Annotated in this window: 14 protein-coding genes and 1 riboswitch; of the genes, 7 read left to right on the top strand and 7 right to left on the bottom strand. The window is 43.6% G+C overall.

Annotation, left to right across the window (positions count from 1 at the left end; genetic code table 11):
• The first annotated feature begins 29 nt into the window (after nucleotides 1-29).
• Complete coding sequence (locus tag BGP76_RS12675; protein WP_119844932.1) at nucleotides 30-797, top strand: class I SAM-dependent methyltransferase; 768 nt, start codon at nucleotides 30-32, stop codon at nucleotides 795-797.
• A 51-nt stretch (nucleotides 798-848) separates the two neighbouring features.
• Here BGP76_RS12675 and BGP76_RS12670 read toward each other — a convergent pair whose 3' ends face one another.
• From BGP76_RS12670 to BGP76_RS12650, 5 genes are read right to left on the bottom strand one after another with little or no spacing between them, the layout of a single operon-like run.
• A complete protein-coding gene (locus BGP76_RS12670) occupies nucleotides 849-1820 on the bottom strand; it encodes a glycosyltransferase family 2 protein (RefSeq protein WP_119844931.1) in 972 nt (323 codons plus the stop codon).
• Nucleotides 1821-2366, bottom strand: coding sequence for a DUF4199 domain-containing protein (locus tag BGP76_RS12665; RefSeq protein WP_158584270.1), 546 nt, complete (start codon nucleotides 2364-2366; stop codon nucleotides 1821-1823). It abuts the gene before it with no gap.
• Nucleotides 2367-2396: 30 nt separating this feature from the next.
• A complete protein-coding gene (locus BGP76_RS12660; protein WP_119844929.1) occupies nucleotides 2397-2924 on the bottom strand; it encodes a DUF4199 domain-containing protein in 528 nt (175 codons plus the stop codon).
• Nucleotides 2921-4186, bottom strand: a complete 1266-nt coding sequence (locus BGP76_RS12655; RefSeq protein WP_119844928.1) for a dihydroorotase family protein — start codon at nucleotides 4184-4186, stop codon at nucleotides 2921-2923. The genes BGP76_RS12660 and BGP76_RS12655 overlap by 4 nt, the downstream gene beginning before the upstream one ends.
• The gene (locus BGP76_RS12650; RefSeq protein WP_119844927.1) at nucleotides 4187-6193 is read right to left on the bottom strand and encodes a BatA domain-containing protein; all 2007 of its coding nucleotides are present in this window, start codon (nucleotides 6191-6193) and stop codon (nucleotides 4187-4189) included. It abuts the gene before it with no gap.
• 737 nt (nucleotides 6194-6930) lie between these two features.
• Here BGP76_RS12650 and BGP76_RS12645 point away from each other — a divergent pair.
• On the top strand, nucleotides 6931-8181 hold the full coding sequence (locus BGP76_RS12645; RefSeq protein WP_119844996.1) for an efflux RND transporter periplasmic adaptor subunit: 1251 nt from the start codon (nucleotides 6931-6933) through the stop codon (nucleotides 8179-8181).
• A gap of 24 nt (nucleotides 8182-8205) precedes the next feature.
• Nucleotides 8206-8919, top strand: a complete 714-nt coding sequence (locus BGP76_RS12640) for an ABC transporter ATP-binding protein (protein ID WP_073122485.1) — start codon at nucleotides 8206-8208, stop codon at nucleotides 8917-8919.
• 218 nt (nucleotides 8920-9137) lie between these two features.
• On the opposite strand, the gene BGP76_RS12635 is transcribed toward BGP76_RS12640, so the two are convergent.
• Both BGP76_RS12635 and BGP76_RS12630 read right to left on the bottom strand, forming a co-directional pair.
• Nucleotides 9138-10304 (bottom strand): homoserine dehydrogenase, encoded by a 1167-nt coding sequence (locus BGP76_RS12635; protein ID WP_119844926.1) that lies wholly within the window; start codon nucleotides 10302-10304, stop codon nucleotides 9138-9140.
• A gap of 138 nt (nucleotides 10305-10442) precedes the next feature.
• Nucleotides 10443-10547, bottom strand: a riboswitch (SAM riboswitch).
• Nucleotides 10548-10645: 98 nt separating this feature from the next.
• On the bottom strand, nucleotides 10646-11461 hold the full coding sequence (locus tag BGP76_RS12630) for a hypothetical protein (protein ID WP_119844925.1): 816 nt from the start codon (nucleotides 11459-11461) through the stop codon (nucleotides 10646-10648).
• Nucleotides 11462-11623: 162 nt separating this feature from the next.
• On the opposite strand from BGP76_RS12630, the gene sufB reads away from it, so the two are divergent.
• The 4 genes from sufB (at nucleotide 11624) to BGP76_RS12610 (ending at nucleotide 16633) form a co-directional block, all read left to right on the top strand.
• Complete coding sequence (gene sufB / locus BGP76_RS12625) at nucleotides 11624-13069, top strand: Fe-S cluster assembly protein SufB (RefSeq protein ID WP_073122478.1); 1446 nt, start codon at nucleotides 11624-11626, stop codon at nucleotides 13067-13069.
• Between the two features lie 258 nt (nucleotides 13070-13327).
• Nucleotides 13328-14089: a Fe-S cluster assembly ATPase SufC gene (sufC, locus tag BGP76_RS12620; protein ID WP_073122476.1), complete on the top strand. Its 762-nt coding sequence runs from the start codon at nucleotides 13328-13330 to the stop codon at nucleotides 14087-14089.
• A gap of 7 nt (nucleotides 14090-14096) precedes the next feature.
• A complete protein-coding gene (gene sufD, locus BGP76_RS12615; protein WP_119844924.1) occupies nucleotides 14097-15392 on the top strand; it encodes a Fe-S cluster assembly protein SufD in 1296 nt (431 codons plus the stop codon).
• Between the two features lie 8 nt (nucleotides 15393-15400).
• Nucleotides 15401-16633 (top strand): cysteine desulfurase, encoded by a 1233-nt coding sequence (locus BGP76_RS12610; RefSeq protein ID WP_119844923.1) that lies wholly within the window; start codon nucleotides 15401-15403, stop codon nucleotides 16631-16633.

Raw genomic sequence — 16633 nt, 5'->3', positions numbered from 1 at the left:
CCTATATTTGCAGCCTAAATCGGATTTCAGTGAAGCAGCTCATTAGTTTATTTCTTAAAAAAGTACCGCGTAAGTATCTCCAGCTTTTTAGCCATTTTGCTCTCAAGATTGTAGCGGTATTTTATCGTGGAGATCAAGTGGAATGCCCAGTGTGTACCCATCATTTTGCTAAGTTCGTGCCTTATGGACGTGTTGCTAGAGCCAATGCCCTTTGTCCTAATTGTTTAGCCCTAGAGCGTCATCGATTGATGTGGCTTTACCTCAAAGAGAAAACAGACTTTTTCACTCCAGGCAAGGATATATTACACATCGCACCAGAGATTTGCTTTATCAAGCGATTTGAAGTCATGCATGGGGATAGATACATCACTGCAGATTTGGAATCTCCTTTGGCCAAAGTGAAAATGGATATTCATGAGATGCCTTTTGAAGATAATCATTTTGATGTAGCGTTTTGTAATCACGTCATGGAGCATGTAGCGGATGATATTCAATCCATGAAGGAAATCTACCGGGTACTAAAACCTGGCGGATGGGCAATCATCCAAATCCCAATTTTCGAGCCTTGGGCTGACACGACATTCGAAGATGATAGCATCACGGATCCAAAGGAACGTGAACGCATTTTTGGACAAGATGACCATGTCAGGCTCTACGGTAGAGACTATCCTGAGCGTCTGCATTCAGCAGGTTTTGAAGTGGTAGAGGATGATTATGTGATGACTTTGAGTGAAGAGGTCGTTGCTCGCTATGCCTTGCCAAAGGATGAAATCATCTATCTTTGTAGAAAGAAGTAAGAATTTGGAGTCAAGAACCAAGACTTGCTCCTTTGATAGAACGTGATCGAACTAGTCTTTTAACCCCAATTTCTCATTGATGAGGTAATCGTCTTTTTTGGGAGAGACCTGTATCATCATCTCACCGATGAAGCCTGTGAGGAATAGTTGTACTCCTATGATGATGGCTACAAGTGCCAAAAAGAATAGAGGCTGTGCGACGATGTCTCTGGCGGGAAGGTTGAAATGGATTTCGTATAGTTTTCGAGCGACCACCCAGACGGTGATGATACTGCCAAAAAGAAAAGATAGTGTACCTAGTGATCCAAAAAAGTGCATCGGGCTTTTTCGAAATTTAGATACAAATGAGATCGATAGTAGATCTAAGAACCCGAAGATGAATCGCTCTAGCCCGAATTTGGTTGTTCCATATTTTCTAGCTTGGTGTTGGACGATTTTTTCGCCGATTTTACTAAACCCTTGGCCTTTGGCAATGAAGGGGATGTAGCGGTGCATCTCTCCATATACATCAATGGATTTGACCACCTTGTTTTTATAAGCTTTCAACCCACAGTTGAAGTCGTGCAGTTTGACTCCTGAAAAAGCCCTTGCGACTCTGTTGAAGAGCTTAGAAGGAATGGTTTTCATGAGCGGATCAAAGCGTTTTCTTTTCCATCCAGAAACCAAATCATAGTCTTCTTCCATGACCATGCGGTAGAGTTCAGGGATTTCGTCAGGACTGTCTTGCAGATCTGCGTCCATGGTGATGACTACATCGCCTGAGACTTCTTTGAATCCTATATCTAGCGCAGCAGACTTGCCGTAGTTTCTGTTAAACTGTATGCCTTTGAGATTGGCGTTTTGCGCTTTCAGATCGAGGATAGTTGCCCATGAGTTATCCGTACTGCCATCATCTATCAACAGTACTTCGTAGCTAAAACTATGCTCGTCCATCACACGGGCGATCCAACTGCATAGTTCTGGTAGAGATTCTTCTTCGTTGAGAAGGGGGACGATGACGGATATATTTGGGTTTGGACTCATTTAATCTTCGGCTTCAAACAGTGGCTTAGATTTACGTAGGAATAGAGCCGCAATCAAAGCGGCCACCATGGCTTGCATGAGAATCTGCCAGCTATTCGCTATCAGCGAAAAGGGCTTGAAACTGTTGCGTACCTGACGTTCGATTTCACTAATACTTTCGTCTACTTTACTCATGTCTTTTTCAAAAAGAAGGAGCATTTGTTCGGTTGATTCTATGCTTTTTTGGATAAAAATATCCTGTAGGTCTGGATTGAGGACATTGAAAACAAAGATGTAGAATACCTCATTGAAATAGATCATGATGAAAAATGCAATCCCGCTATACCAATATGCCTCAGCGTAGGTAAGGTGTCCTTCGTGGTTTTTACTTCTTTCTTTCCGTCCTAGATAGATGAGAAGACCAAAGGAAACGATCATGAGGGTGATGCTACGCCACGAGAAATAGGCGTCACTGCTAATCAAGTATGCGACCAGTGAGATGCCAATCCCAACTAGGCCGATGATGGCTCCATGTAGAAGCCCTTTTTTATTCAAATCGTAATTCAATGTTTTTGTAGATTTTAGTCCAATTAGTAATTACTTCTTGGTAATGGGTAGTTGTTTTCTTTTCAATACTACAGATGCCACACTGGTTATCAAAAAACCAATGATGATTTTTTTGACCAAACTATCCAAAATGACATCAGAGGCTGTGGTGGCTTTTACTTTTTCATAGGACTCGATGTAGGAGTTGGCTCCCATTTCTTCTACGATCTTTGTCTGTGTGTCTTCTAAGCCTTTAAGCATAATCGCTACATGCTCGGAGATCAAGTCCGTATCAAACTGGATGAAAACGTACATGAATAGAGCGGTTACGAACCCTATAGTGAGATAGACAATGGAGCCAGCAGTCATGCCTTGCCAGTACTGGAGAAGGTGACCGTTGTATCTGTCTCTGTATTCTTTCAGTCCAAAGAAAATGAAGATAGGGATGATAAAGAGGTCAAACATCTGTAGCTCCTGTAGCGGGTTTTCTCCTGAGAAGTAAAACACCATAAACATGATGAAAATCAATGCTGATCCGATCAGTCCATAACGGAGTGATATTCTGAATAAGTCTCTCATGATGGGGTTTGGTATACTTTTTCGCCGTTGAGTGTTGCACTCACTTGTCCAGTTAGTTCTTTGCCATAGTAGGGACTGTTGACGGATTTGGAGAGGTTCGATTTTTGGTCATACTTCCATTTCTTCTTCGGATCGATGAGTGTCACATTGGCTTTTTCTGATTCGGCTATGGTGACAGGAGCGAGTTTTAGAATAGCTCTTGGGCGGCTTGTGATTTTGTCTATCCACTCGCTAGGATCGAGTTCTTCGTCGAGAGATAGGAGAGAAGGGATCATGGTCTGTAGTCCTAAGATGCCATCTTCTGCTCTGTCAAATTCTAGTTTTTTACTTTCCTCGTCTTGCGGACTATGTGCGCTGACTATGGCATCAATAGTACCATCTTTTAGTCCCTTGAGCAGTGCTTTTCGGTCTCTGTTTTCTCTCAGTGGAGGATTGATTTTATAATTGGCATCATACCCGACGATTGCTTGGTCGGTATGGAGTAGATGATGAATGCTCACGTCACAGGTGATTTTGAGACCATTTTTCTTGGCCTTTTTGATGAGTTTTACACTCTCGGTCGATGAGATATTGGAGAAGTGTAGGCGTCCGCCGCTATAGGCTAGAATGTCCAGATCTCGCTTGATCATCAGGTGTTCTGCCAGTGCTGGCATGCCTTTGAGTCCCAGTCCTGTACTGACTATCCCTTCGTTCATTGTTCCAAAGCGTGTCAATAATTTGTCCTCTGGGAGGTTGATGAGTAGTCCGTCAAATTTCTGTAGATAGATCAGGGATTTGAGCATGATGTCGGTGTGCCACATGGGCTGGTTGCCATCGGTGAAGGCAATCGCTCCCGCTTCGTGCAGGTCTATCATCTCGGTGAGGTCTTCGCCCAGTGCATCGATGGTCACAGCAGCCATTGGGTATATATCTGTCAGGCAGTCTCTGCTTTTAGATTTGAGGTATTCGATATGGCTTTTGGCCTGTACTACTGGAGCGGTATTCGGGAGTGTTGCTACTCCTGTGTAGCCAGATGCCGCAGCGAGTTGACATCCACTGTAGATGTCTTCCCGATGCTCGAAACCAGGGTCGCAAAAATTGGCTTTAAGATCGAACAGTCCTGGTGTCAGGAACTGACCTTTGGCTTCTATAGTCGTGTCTGCCTGATGTTCTTTGTTGTCAATAGATGTGATCACGCCCTCTTTTATCAAAACATTGACACGTTTGAGATGGTGAGGGGACTGAGGATCCAGGACTTTAACTTCCCTTATAAATAGGCTCATTTACAAAAATCTTAGTAGCATGGATTCGGCTATCAAAAATAGCACGGACAAAAGTAAAGCATATTTCCATAACTCTATGCTGTGGTATTTTTCTTTCAGCGTATGGCTAAAGTTCTTACTGTCGACCTGATCAAATAGGGTGAGCGACTGGACATCCGATAGGAGCGAAAGGTATTCTTCTTTTTCCATGATCTCTAGTTCGGACTCTAGTTTGCTGGGGTTGAAAGCGACATAGTCTAGTATTTGTTGGTCGGAGAAGAGCTGATAGTTGCCAGGTGTTAGAAGGTACTTCGGGAAATCCATGGCTAGTTGGTTTTGGATCAGTCGCTGTGAAGGGATTAGCTCTTGGTTTGTGTTGATGTTGTGGCGGAGTTTGTAGAGCTTTTGGTTGTCGATCGTATCGAGAAGGAGCGTGACGTGGCTGTTGTCTGCGCTGTAGTAAAGCGGGTTGGCACTGCTAGCACTGAGCTCTGCGATGCGCTGCATGACTGGCACGAAAAAGGCATGACGCTGAAAATTGGTGAACTCATCTGTCAGTGGAGACGATAGCACATAGAGGTTGCCTTGTTGTGACACCTTGGAGAGAAAAGGAGAACCTGTTTTGAGACTGAGTAGGGGGTGATGTAGTCCGGATAGTTTTATGATGGGATTAGCCTGGGGTAGCTGCGTCTTGCGGTCGAGTGATTCGAATATACCATCAAAGAATGGGTTGGTCAGGTCGGGTGCTTGTATATCTGTTTTTTGGGTATCCCCAGTCGCCTTGTATTGGAGGGATATAGAGGTTTTTAGGTCACTTAGTTTGGTGTTGGTGTTTGGGATCAGGAGTACGGATTTTCCAGATGTTAGACGAAGTTTGATTTGAGACTGAATGCTAGGGTTGATCTGACCGAGGCTGTGAATGATGAGAAGATCGGATTGTTCCAAGACCTGATAGTTGATGTCTCCAGTCGTGTAGCTATGGAAATCGAATAGTTCATTGCTGCCAAATACGTTTTGCATGTATGGTGTGCGCTGGGTATCGGTGATTTCGGTGATACGAATCGTTGGAGCTAGGTTGAATGAGAAATAGAACTCATTGTCGAAGGTGACAGGGAAGTCTTGAAATTCGATTCGTCCTGCGTTGTACTTGTTTAGGTTCTTGCCCAGCTCAAAGTCAATTTTTTTAGTACTGTTGGCTTCTAGGCTGATGGCTACACTGGCAGATTGTCTGTCATTGATCTGTAGTTTGACGATCAGATCTTCTACAGCTTGCGTACTGGAGTTTTTGATTTTAGCGGTTAGCGTGTTTTTTTTATGTGCGAGAATGAAAGGCTGGTCAAGGTAGACCGAATCGACATAGAGGTTGTTTTGCTGGGCAGTAGCGATGGGGATCAGGTAGTGATGGTGGATGGTGTCCGCGTACGCAGAGATCTGTCCAAGTGTACTACGCTGCATGTCACTCAGTATGAATATATCTGAATGATCATCATTTGACGTGAGGGTTTGGATACGATCGAGCACCTCTTGTCCTGATCTACTGACTGATGAGTAGTCCAGAGTATTTAGGTATTCACGGATTTTATCTGCTGATTTATAATGGTTGGCAGATGGAGCAAAATCATTATCGAGCAGTTTGAAGGTCGTGGTGCTCGGGTAGAGATCGACGATCTGATGAGCCATGGATTTGGCTGTCACTAGGCTCTCGTTGTTCTCTGAGCTTAGGTTAGTCATGCTCCCTGAGTTGTCTAGGTAGATGATAACCGTGTTTTCGTTGAGACCATTCTCTTGCCCTGGGATGAAGGGTTGGGCAAAGGCCAAAACCAGAAAAGTAATAAAGGCCAGTCTGCAGAGTAGGACGAGCAGTTGTTTGAGCTGTAGCTTGGAAGAGGACTTCTTTTTGACTTGATTCAAAAATTTAACATTTGAGAATCGGATTAGCTTCGCCTTTCGAAAATTGAATAAATGAACAATTATCGGGATACTTAGGGCGATCAGCCCCCATAAGAATGTCGGATTGGCAAAGTTCATCGCAGCAAATCTAATCCAAAATGTAGGGTAGAAAAGTTCCGATGAATTAAAAATTAGTTAGTAGTCGTTTTATCGCGTTTTGCTAAAAAATCATCGATCTCAATACCCCTATTTTTATTTGGTTTTTAAAATCCTTATATTCGAATTGTTGTTGTGGATTAAGATTTGATTAGTCCTTTTTATTTTGAGTTTTTGACCTTGGGGTTCAAGTTAAGTCTTGAACCCTATTTTTTTGCTCCTTCCTGAACGGGTGCAGGAGGTCAAAAACAGAGATCAATCCGTATTTCTGGGGGAGAGGTAGTAGATCACTTCGTGATTCAAGATTCATTGTTCGATATTCATTATTGTTTTTCGTGAATAACCATCTCTTATAAGTCCTTGAGGTTAAAATGAATAATTGGAATAAAAAATATCGAACTTGTCTACCGAGTTTATCCCTCCAACTTTACAGACTGACCCAAAAACTGTTTTGTATTCGTGGAATGTTTCTGTCAATTCAATCACAGTAGGTTTAGACGCTAAACAACTGAATAGTTTTACTCCCCTCTAAAACTAATATCGCATACTTAATTAGCTTTTCGTGACTGAACGATACCGTACACTAGTGTCTCATACCTGAACATTTTTCTGAATATTGGACGATTCTTTATTGTTGTAAAGTGCAGTTAATCAGTGTTTTGTGTGTGTGGCACTTTTATTGGCATGTCTTGGTCAATATCGAAATAGACATTGACTCAGTGGACAGAATAATACCTAAAAAGAAGTGGACAAAAAGCAAGCTATTATCCATAGCCGTAGGAGTGGTACTCTTGAGCTTTGTGATATACAGAGTAGTGTTCGCCGATGGAGGAGTTAAGCTTAAAGTTGATAGGGATAAGATTAAGATCGCTACCGTAGCTATGGGGCAGTTTAGGGAATTTATACCCGTTGATGGGACGGTGCTACCTATCAAAACGATTAGACTGGATGCAATAGAAGGCGGGATAGTGGAGCGTCGCTATTTAGAAGGGGGGGTATTGGTCGAGCAGGGTGACACTATACTGAAGTTAGCTAACAATAATCTAGTGCAAAGTTTTATTCGAGAAGAGACGCAGGCTTTTATATTGGTTAACAATCTGGAGAATACCAAACTGAACCTCCAACGGACTCAGTTCGAGCTCAAACGTAGATTGATCGATCTGGATTATGATATAGCGGACGCAAAGGATACTTATGATAGAGCGGTAAAGCTTAAAACTGAAAAGATAATTTCCGATCAAGAATTTCAAAGAATCAAGCGGGGGTATGATAGACTCGTCGATACGAGAGAGATTGAAATCGAATCTCAAGCATTTGATACTAAAAATGCCAGAATACAGATCCGGCAGACAGAAGAGACATTGATTCGAACGCACAGTAATTTAGAATTGATCAAGGCCAATTTGGAGAACCTATATGTCAAAGCACCCATCGCAGGTAGATTATCTTCGGTTAGTGCGGAGGTAGGAGAATCGATACAGATGGGACAAAATATTGGTCAGATAGATGATATGAATGGGTTTAAAATCCGAGCTGCTATAGACGAGCATTATATTTCTAGAATCTATGAAGGGTTGAAGGGTAGTACAGATTTAACAGATGGTAGGCATAGCCTAGAGATTACAAAAATATACCCTGAAGTGAGTAACGGAATCTTCTCAGTTGATATGAAATTCTCCCAGGAACTACAAAAAGGTGTGCGTAGAGGACAGACTTTGCAGATCAATCTACAACTCAGTGAGAATATCGAAGCGCTACAAATACCTAGAGGTAGCTTTTATCAAACAACAGGAGGGAGCTGGGTTTTTGTTGTGACGTCTGAAGGGGGAGCTGCGGTGAGACGACAGATTAAACTCGGAAAACAAAACCCGAGGTACTATGAAGTGCTGGAGGGGCTGGATCCCGGAGAACAAGTAGTGATCTCCTCTTACAATGGGTATGAAGATAAGGATAGACTGATATTTAACTAAAAGGGAGTAAAACAAAGAGGAACAATGGAAAATACGACTTCACTAATCAAAACAGTAGGTCTGAAGAAGGTCTATCATACAGATGAAATAGAGACTACCGCATTAGGTGGGGTCAATTTGGATATCAAAAACGGAGAGTTCGTTGCGATTATGGGGCCATCTGGGTGTGGTAAATCTACTCTGCTCAATATCCTCGGGTTATTAGATAATCCTTCTCAGGGTGAATTTTACTTTGATAACCAGGAGATTTCCCAATACGGCGAACGCAAAAGAGCCGATCTTAGAAAGGAGAATATTGGGTTTGTGTTTCAGAATTTTAATCTCATCGATGAATTGACGGTTTTTGAAAATATCGAGTTGCCGTTGATCTATCTTAAGTATTCTGCCTCCGAAAGGAGGAAAAGAGTGGAAGAGGTGATGGAGCAGATGAAAATCATGCACCGCAGGAATCATTTTCCTCAGCAGTTGTCAGGCGGGCAGCAGCAGCGAGCGGCGATTTCTCGAGCGGTTATAGCTAAGCCAAATATGATCTTGGCAGATGAGCCAACAGGTAATTTGGATTCGGTGAATGGGCAAGAAGTGATGAGTCTCCTCAGCGAACTCAATGACAAAGGCACGACCGTGGTGATGGTGACGCACTCCCCGATAGACGCAGAGTATGCCCATCGTATAATCAACCTATTCGATGGGCAAGTTGTCTCAGAAAATATCAATCCCTCGAACAAAACCTTGGTGTAAACGACAGTAATAAGTTTTCTCAATAATTAGTAAAATCCTCAATGGGTGTCCGTGATAGATGGGCATCCACTTGGGAACTAAATAATAACACGATGAAAGGTATATTGATAATAATAATGATGATGGTAGGCTATTGGCTATGTGCCCATGAGCAAGCACCCGTTCATCAGTCTGAACAAGTGCTTACGCTGGATGCTTCTAGGTAATGCATGCGGTGTTTATCCTAGTGCGATCACATTGATTTCTGGGATTTCTAGCCATTGTGCTTCTTTCATTTTTTGACGTGAGATGTAGCCGATCCAGTAGTTGCCATAGCGACTAGAATACTTTTCCAATACTTCCGTAAAATCTGCTTCGTCTGGTTGCTGATCAGCGAACCTTACGTAAACCCTCATTTGGAAGTCTTCATGGAGTTCGATCTTTTCCTTTGACTTAGCAGATTTTTTATATTCGTAGCGGTAGCCATAGCCTAGCGCCGATATATCTGATAGTACTGCTGATCCAGTTGGTTTGTCGCCAGCTCCCTTTCCATACAAGAATTGACTTTCTGAGAATGCGCTTTCTAATATGACTGCATTGTATTCGTTTTTGGTCTGAGCCAAAATAGAAGACTTGTCTACAAAAGTCGGTAGGACGGTTGCGTCAATTTGACTGCCAATTTTCTTTGCTTTTGCGATGAGCTTGATTTCAAAATTATTTTTCTGTGCAAATTCGATATCGAAGGTGTTGATTTTGGTGATCCCGAGCGTGAAAAGCGTATGTGGGTCTGTGATCAACCCAAAGGCGTGATAGAGTAGGATGCAAAGCTTGTATCTAGCATCGATCCCTTCCACATCTAGCGTCGGGTCAGATTCTGCGAACCCCAGATCTTGTGCTTCTTTGAGTACATCTTCGTAAGGAGCACTCTCATTGATCATTTTAGTGAGGATGAAATTGGTCGAACCGTTGAATATCCCCTCGATGGAAGTCAGAAGGTCGTTATCGTAGTATTCTTCCAAGTTGCGGATGATCGGAATACTCGCGCAGCATGAGCCTTCGTAGAGGAAGGATACTTTGTTTTGCTTTTGTAGTGCAAGAAGTTCTTCGAGATGCTCTGCGATCATTTTTTTGTTGGCTGAGACGACGTGCTTGCCGCTGTTCATGGCAGTCTTGACGATCTCAAAAGCTGCTTCTGCATCATCTATCAGCTCCACGATCACGTCGATCTCTGGATTGTCCAAGAGCTCGGTTTTGTCATCGGTAAACAAAGTCGCATCGAGGCTTCTTGGTTTAGTGATGTTCTTAATGCAAAATTTGGCAATCTCTGCTTGTATGGTGTTGGATTGCTGTAGCACGTGATACAAGCCCTGTCCAACCACACCAAATCCGAATATTCCTAGTTTCATACGTCTAATTATTTTCGTTTTTCAATCATCTTTGTAGAAGACTTTCAAGGACTTTTGTCTGGAAAAGGGCATAAAAAAATCCCTTCCAGACAAGCTAGAAGGGATGATATATTTTTTGAAATTGTATCTCGTGCCTCTCGCTTATCTTTTCCGATTGCTCGGAACTGGAATTAGCACCCTTCCGTCTCGCGGGGGTTGCTAAGGTTTCGCAGGGCCAAATCCCTCCACCTTTCTTGATAAGTCATTCAATAAAAATAGAACTGTCGCAAATGTAAAGAAGAGAACTTCTACGAAACAAGTATTTAATTTATTCTTTTAATAAATACTCACTACTCACTACCTCATTTCATATACACTACCTTATTGCCATTGTTGTCCATGACGAAAGCCTTGGTTTTGGCAGTGCCTATTTTGAAGGAGACTTGTTCGATTTGGGCTAGATCCCGTTCTAGAGGCATGAACTCTGTCGTCTCTACTGATTCGTAGGGTAGATGGATGAGTTCGAGAATGATACCGTCTTTGGTGAGGTAGTTTTGAAAGTGGAGGTTGGTGTCATCTACGATCTCGATCTCCTCAAAGCCCATCTGTGTCGTATACCACTTGAGTGTATTGATGTAGTCGGAGGATTGGATCGTGAAGTAGCAGGGGTCGATTTCATAGAGCTGAGAGTTGTTGGGGTGATTAAAAAATTGGATTTTGTTTCCGTCAGGATCTATAGCGATAAAACTTTCAATGGGTAAATTGGGGTCGGTATAGGTGTCTTTGAATAGTTTTTGTTCGTAATGCGCCAAATAGAGGTGAAGGCTGTCAAAACGGTTTGTTTTGAAGCCAATCTTATCAATACCGTTAATGTATTTCTTTCCTTCCTTGAATCGAATTTGACTTTTGAGCAAGGTGCCACTTCCTTGCCTTAGCGTGAGATGGAACTCGTCATTGCGCATTTTGACGTGCTGGTTGGGGCGGTACTCTTCAATACTAAATTGCAGGAACTTACGGTACCAACCTGCCGATACCTTGAGATCTTTGACGATCAATGTAGCACCAGTCATGCGTAGTTCGGAAATGCTCTTTTGAGAAAAGACTGGCTTAGGGTGAAACATCATCACCACATAAACGATTAACAATAGGAGAGGGGCGAAGTTTTGATTTTTGATCATGGGGTATCACTCAAATTGGAAGATCAAATGTAAGTAGTTCGAGCGCTTTATCAATTCCCTTTATGAGATAGTAGAAAAAAATTATCCGCTCAGAACTAACATCCTGTCAGAAAGGTAGTAATTTTGCATTTATTTAAAGTGAGTCTAAATAATTCGTAGCGAATGAGCAATGACGATCAAATATTAGAGGAATTTACCTCAAAAGAATACGAACACGGTTGGTCTGTGGATTTGGATGCTGATGAAGCACCCGCAGGATTGAGTGAGGAGATAGTTCGTTTTATTTCAGCCAAAAAAGAAGAGCCAGAGTGGATGCTAGAGTGGCGATTGAGCGCGTATGAGCGATGGAAAAACATGGAGGAGCCGGATTGGTCCAACGTGAAGTATCCTAAAATCGACTACCAAGCGATCAAATACTATTCTGCACCTAAGCAGAAGAAAGCTGTCGGTAGCCTCGATGAGGTCGACCCTGAGTTGATCGAGACTTTCGAGAAGCTAGGCATCTCTTTGAACGAGCAAAAGCGATTGACGGGAGTGGCTGTAGATGCGGTAATTGACTCGGTGTCTGTTGCGACGACTTTCAAAGAGACCCTTGGTGAGCGCGGAATCATATTCTGCTCGTTTAGCGAAGCGGTCAAAGAGCATCCAGAGTTGGTGAGAAAGCATCTCGGGTCTGTAGTGCCGGTTTCGGACAACTACTTCTCTGCCCTCAATTCGGCTGTGTTTTCAGACGGTTCGTTCTGTTATATCCCCAAAGGCGTCAGATGTCCGATGGAGTTATCGACTTACTTTAGAATCAATGCAGCCAATACGGGGCAGTTCGAGAGAACGCTCATCGTAGCAGACGAAGGATCATATGTGAGTTACCTCGAAGGATGTACAGCTCCACAGCGTGACGAAAACCAACTGCACGCTGCAGTGGTAGAAATCATCGCTGAGAAAGATGCGGAGGTTAAATATTCGACTGTTCAGAACTGGTACCCAGGCGACAAGAACGGCAAGGGAGGTATATACAACTTCGTGACCAAACGCGGTATCTGTGCGGGTGATCATGCGAAGATTTCGTGGACACAAGTCGAGACGGGGTCTGCTGTGACATGGAAGTACCCTTCATGTATTTTGAAAGGAGATTATTCGATCGGTGAGTTCTATTCGGTAGCAGTGACTAATAATCACCAGCAAGCGGATACTGGAACCAAGATGATTCATATAGGTAAAAACACCAAGTCAAGAATCGTATCTAAAGGGATTTCTGCGGGATATTCGCAAAACTCATACAGAGGGCAAGTGCAAGTGATGAAGCGTGCAGAGAAATCACGTAACTTCTCACAGTGTGACTCACTATTGATCGGTGATCAGTGTGGAGCGCATACGTTTCCCTACATTGATATAGAGAACTCAACTGCACAAGTGGAGCACGAAGCGACTACTTCGAAGATCGGGGAGGACCAGATATTCTACTGTACGCAGCGAGGGATTGACGAAGAAAATGCAGTAGCACTCATCGTCAATGGGTATGCCAAAGAAGTCTTGAACAAGCTCCCGATGGAGTTCGCAGTAGAAGCGCAGAAATTACTTGCGTTGACGCTCGAAGGATCGGTTGGTTGATTTCGTAGTTCTATATTCAAGCTTGAAGAAGGGTGGGAATTCAGCCTTTTGAGGGTTTGCTAAGCGCAGGTAGTTATTCAGTGTCGTTTTCAGGAAGTGGGTTCATTCTCTATTCCTATGAAGTGCTGCTTTCAACTGAGGACGACAGGTTAGGGAGTTTCTTGCATTATTAAGTATTTAAAGAATTCAGAATTCAAAGGAACTAAGTATCACTCAAGTTGATCTTGAACTTTGAATAATAAATTTTGAACATAGATTATGTTAAAAATAACAAATTTACAAGCTAGAGTAGAGGAGAAGGAAATCCTCAAAGGGATCAACTTAGAAGTGAAGCCTGGAGAAGTACATGCGATCATGGGACCGAATGGTTCGGGCAAGAGTACTTTGGCCAATGTCTTGGCGGGTAGAGAGGATTACGAAGTGACCGGTGGGTCTGTAGAGTATCTCGGTCAAGATTTGTTAGACTTGGCAGCCGAAGAGCGTGCGAGAGAAGGTATCTTCTTGGCGTTTCAGTATCCTGTAGAAATACCAGGTGTGACCACTACCAACTTCATGAAAACAGCACTGAATCAAATTAGAGAGCACAAAGGACAAGAGCCTTTGGATGCTGTGGGATTCTTGAAGCGTATGAAGGAGAAAATGGCGCTTGTAGAGATCGATCAGTCGCTATTGAGCCGTTCGCTCAACGAAGGTTTCTCTGGAGGGGAAAAGAAAAGAAACGAAATCTTCCAGATGGCGATGCTAGAGCCTAAGTTGGCACTCCTAGACGAGACGGATTCTGGACTAGATATCGATGCATTGAGAATCGTCGCAAATGGCGTCAATGCACTCAAAAACAAAGACAATGCGACCATCGTGGTGACGCATTACCAAAGATTGCTTGATTACATCGTGCCTGATTTTGTACATGTACTGTACAAAGGTCGTATCGTGAAGTCTGGTACCAAGGATTTGGCATTGGAGCTCGAGGAGAGAGGATACGATTGGATTATCAAGGATTTAGAAGGAGCAGAAGCATAAGAAGCGCATGAGTACAAAGAAAATATTTGGTCAAGAACTGATCGATCAGGCGGAGCAGTATGTTTCTAATTTGAACGGAAATGCGATCGCTCACCTGAAAGACAACAGGACGCAAGGCCTAGCATATCTGAAAGAAAATGGGTTTCCTGGTCCTAAGGCGGAGGAGTACAAGTTTACTCGTCTGACCAAGGCGATTTCTGGGAAGTTTGATTTCGCAACACCTATTGCACAGGGGGATTTGCCGATGGACAAGATCGCTGATATCAAGAAGCGACATGCAGGAGCGAATATCCTGTTTTTCATCAATGGCGTGTACAATGCCGAGCAGTCGGAGATCGTCTCTACTGTAGAGGAGCTGAGAATTGATTCTCTAGCAGATCGTGCAGATGCACATGAATTAATCGCAGAGAATAGTGATCCGTTTCAAGCTCAAAACAACGTCTATGTCAATAGCGGTGTAGTGATCGAGGTGCCAAAGAATAAGAAAGTGGCTCAGCCTGTGTTGTGCTACTACATCTCGGTAGACAATGGGGTCAACTATGGCTTTGTGAAAAATATTTATTTGGCCAACGAAAGTAGCCAAGCAGACTTTGTTCACTTCCATTTCTCGGAAGGAAATGCCAAGACTTTCGTCAATGAGACCAAAAACTATTTGGTCAAGGCGAACGCAAATGTGAAGCTGTATAAAGTACAGGAAGAGTCAGAAAATGCGGTATACGTAGGGAATACCAATGTGTACCAAGAGAAAGACAGTGTCTTTTCTTCGTTTGTGTTCACGTTCGATGGAGAGGTGGTTCGAAACAACCTGAACATCCGTGTCGATGGTCAGGGATGCGAAAGCAATATGTATGGACTGTATCTAGCCAAAGGCAAGACACACATCGACAACCACACGCTCGTGGATCATATCCAGCCCAACTGTAACAGCAACGAGCTGTACAAAGGGATCATTGCGGATCAGGCGAAAGGAGTCTTTAACGGAAAGATATTTGTGCGACAAGCGGCACAGAAAACGAATGCATTCCAGTCCAATGGCAATATTTTGTTGTCAGATAACGCAACCATCCATACCAAACCTCAGTTGGAGATTTGGGCAGACGATGTGAAGTGTTCGCACGGATGTACGACAGGGCAGCTAGATGAGGAAGCGATTTTTTATCTACGAGCCAGAGGCATAGACAAAGACAAGGCAAAATCAATGATTTTGCTGGCCAATGCCGGGGAAGTGATCGAACATATCGGCCTAGGATGGTTGAAGATGGAGATTGCGGACAAAGTGATGGAAAGATTACAAGTGGACTAAACAGTACAATGGTCGAGACACAATTGAATATTGAAAAAATAAGAAAGGATTTTCCTATCCTCCATCAGGAGGTCAACGGGAAACCATTGGTGTATTTTGACAATGCGGCTACCTCGCAGAAGCCTCAGTGTGTGATCGATGCGTTGACCCACTACTACAATACAGACAATGCCAACATCCACCGAGGGATTCATACCTTGGCGGAGCGGTCTACGACGGCTTTTGAAGCTACACGCAAGACCGTGGGTAAGTTTCTGAATGCTGCGGAGGCAGAGGAGATTATCTTCACCAAAGGCACGACGGAGGGAATCAACTTGGTCGCGGCGACTTTTGGACGAAAGTTTATTGGTGAGGGAGATGAAATCATCATCTCGGCGCTGGAACATCACTCGAATATCGTGCCGTGGCAGATTCTCTGTGAAGAGAAGAAATGTGTACTCAAGGTCATTCCTGTCAATGAGAAAGGCGAATTGATCTTGGCAGAGTATGACAAGCTTTTGTCCGAAAGGACGAAACTCGTCTCAGTCAACTATATCTCCAATGCACTCGGTACGATCAATCCGGTGCAGGAGATCATCGACAAGGCGCATGCAGTGGGAGCCAAAGTGCTGATCGATGCGGCGCAAGCGACTCCTCATGCTAGAGTAGATGTGCAAGCGATGGGTTGTGACTTTTTGGCCTTCTCAGCACACAAAGTGTACGGCCCTACAGGTGTAGGCGCCTTGTACGGTAAGCGCGCCTTGCTAGAGGCTATGCCGCCTTACCAAGGGGGAGGGGAAATGATCAAAGATGTGAGTTTCTCAGGGACAACCTATAACGACATCCCGTACAAATTTGAGGCGGGGACGCCCAACATCGGTGAGGTGATTGCTTTCAAGGCAGCACTGGACTATGTCAATGAGATCGGGTTGGAGAATATCGCGGCGTACGAGCACGAGTTGCTGGAGTATGCCAACGAGCTGCTGGCGGATGTAGAAGGCTTTCGGCCTATCGGTACGGCGGATCAAAAGGCAAGTGTGGTGTCGTTTTTGATCGATGGAGTGCATCCATTTGATCTCGGTCAGATACTGGATGCTAAAGGAATCGCTGTTCGGACGGGACACCACTGTGCACAGCCACTCATGGAGATATTCAACATCGAGGGAACTGTCAGGGCGTCTTTTTCTGTTTACAATACCAAAGAAGAAATCAAATATTTTGTGGAGGCGCTGAAGTCTTCCATTAAAATGTTCAAAAAATAA

The organism is Reichenbachiella sp. MSK19-1, assembly GCF_003590315.1.
Taxonomy (GTDB): domain Bacteria; phylum Bacteroidota; class Bacteroidia; order Cytophagales; family Cyclobacteriaceae; genus Reichenbachiella; species Reichenbachiella agariperforans.
Note: the sequence above shows the minus strand (reverse complement) of the source record. Positions and strands in the feature narration are given on the sequence as shown.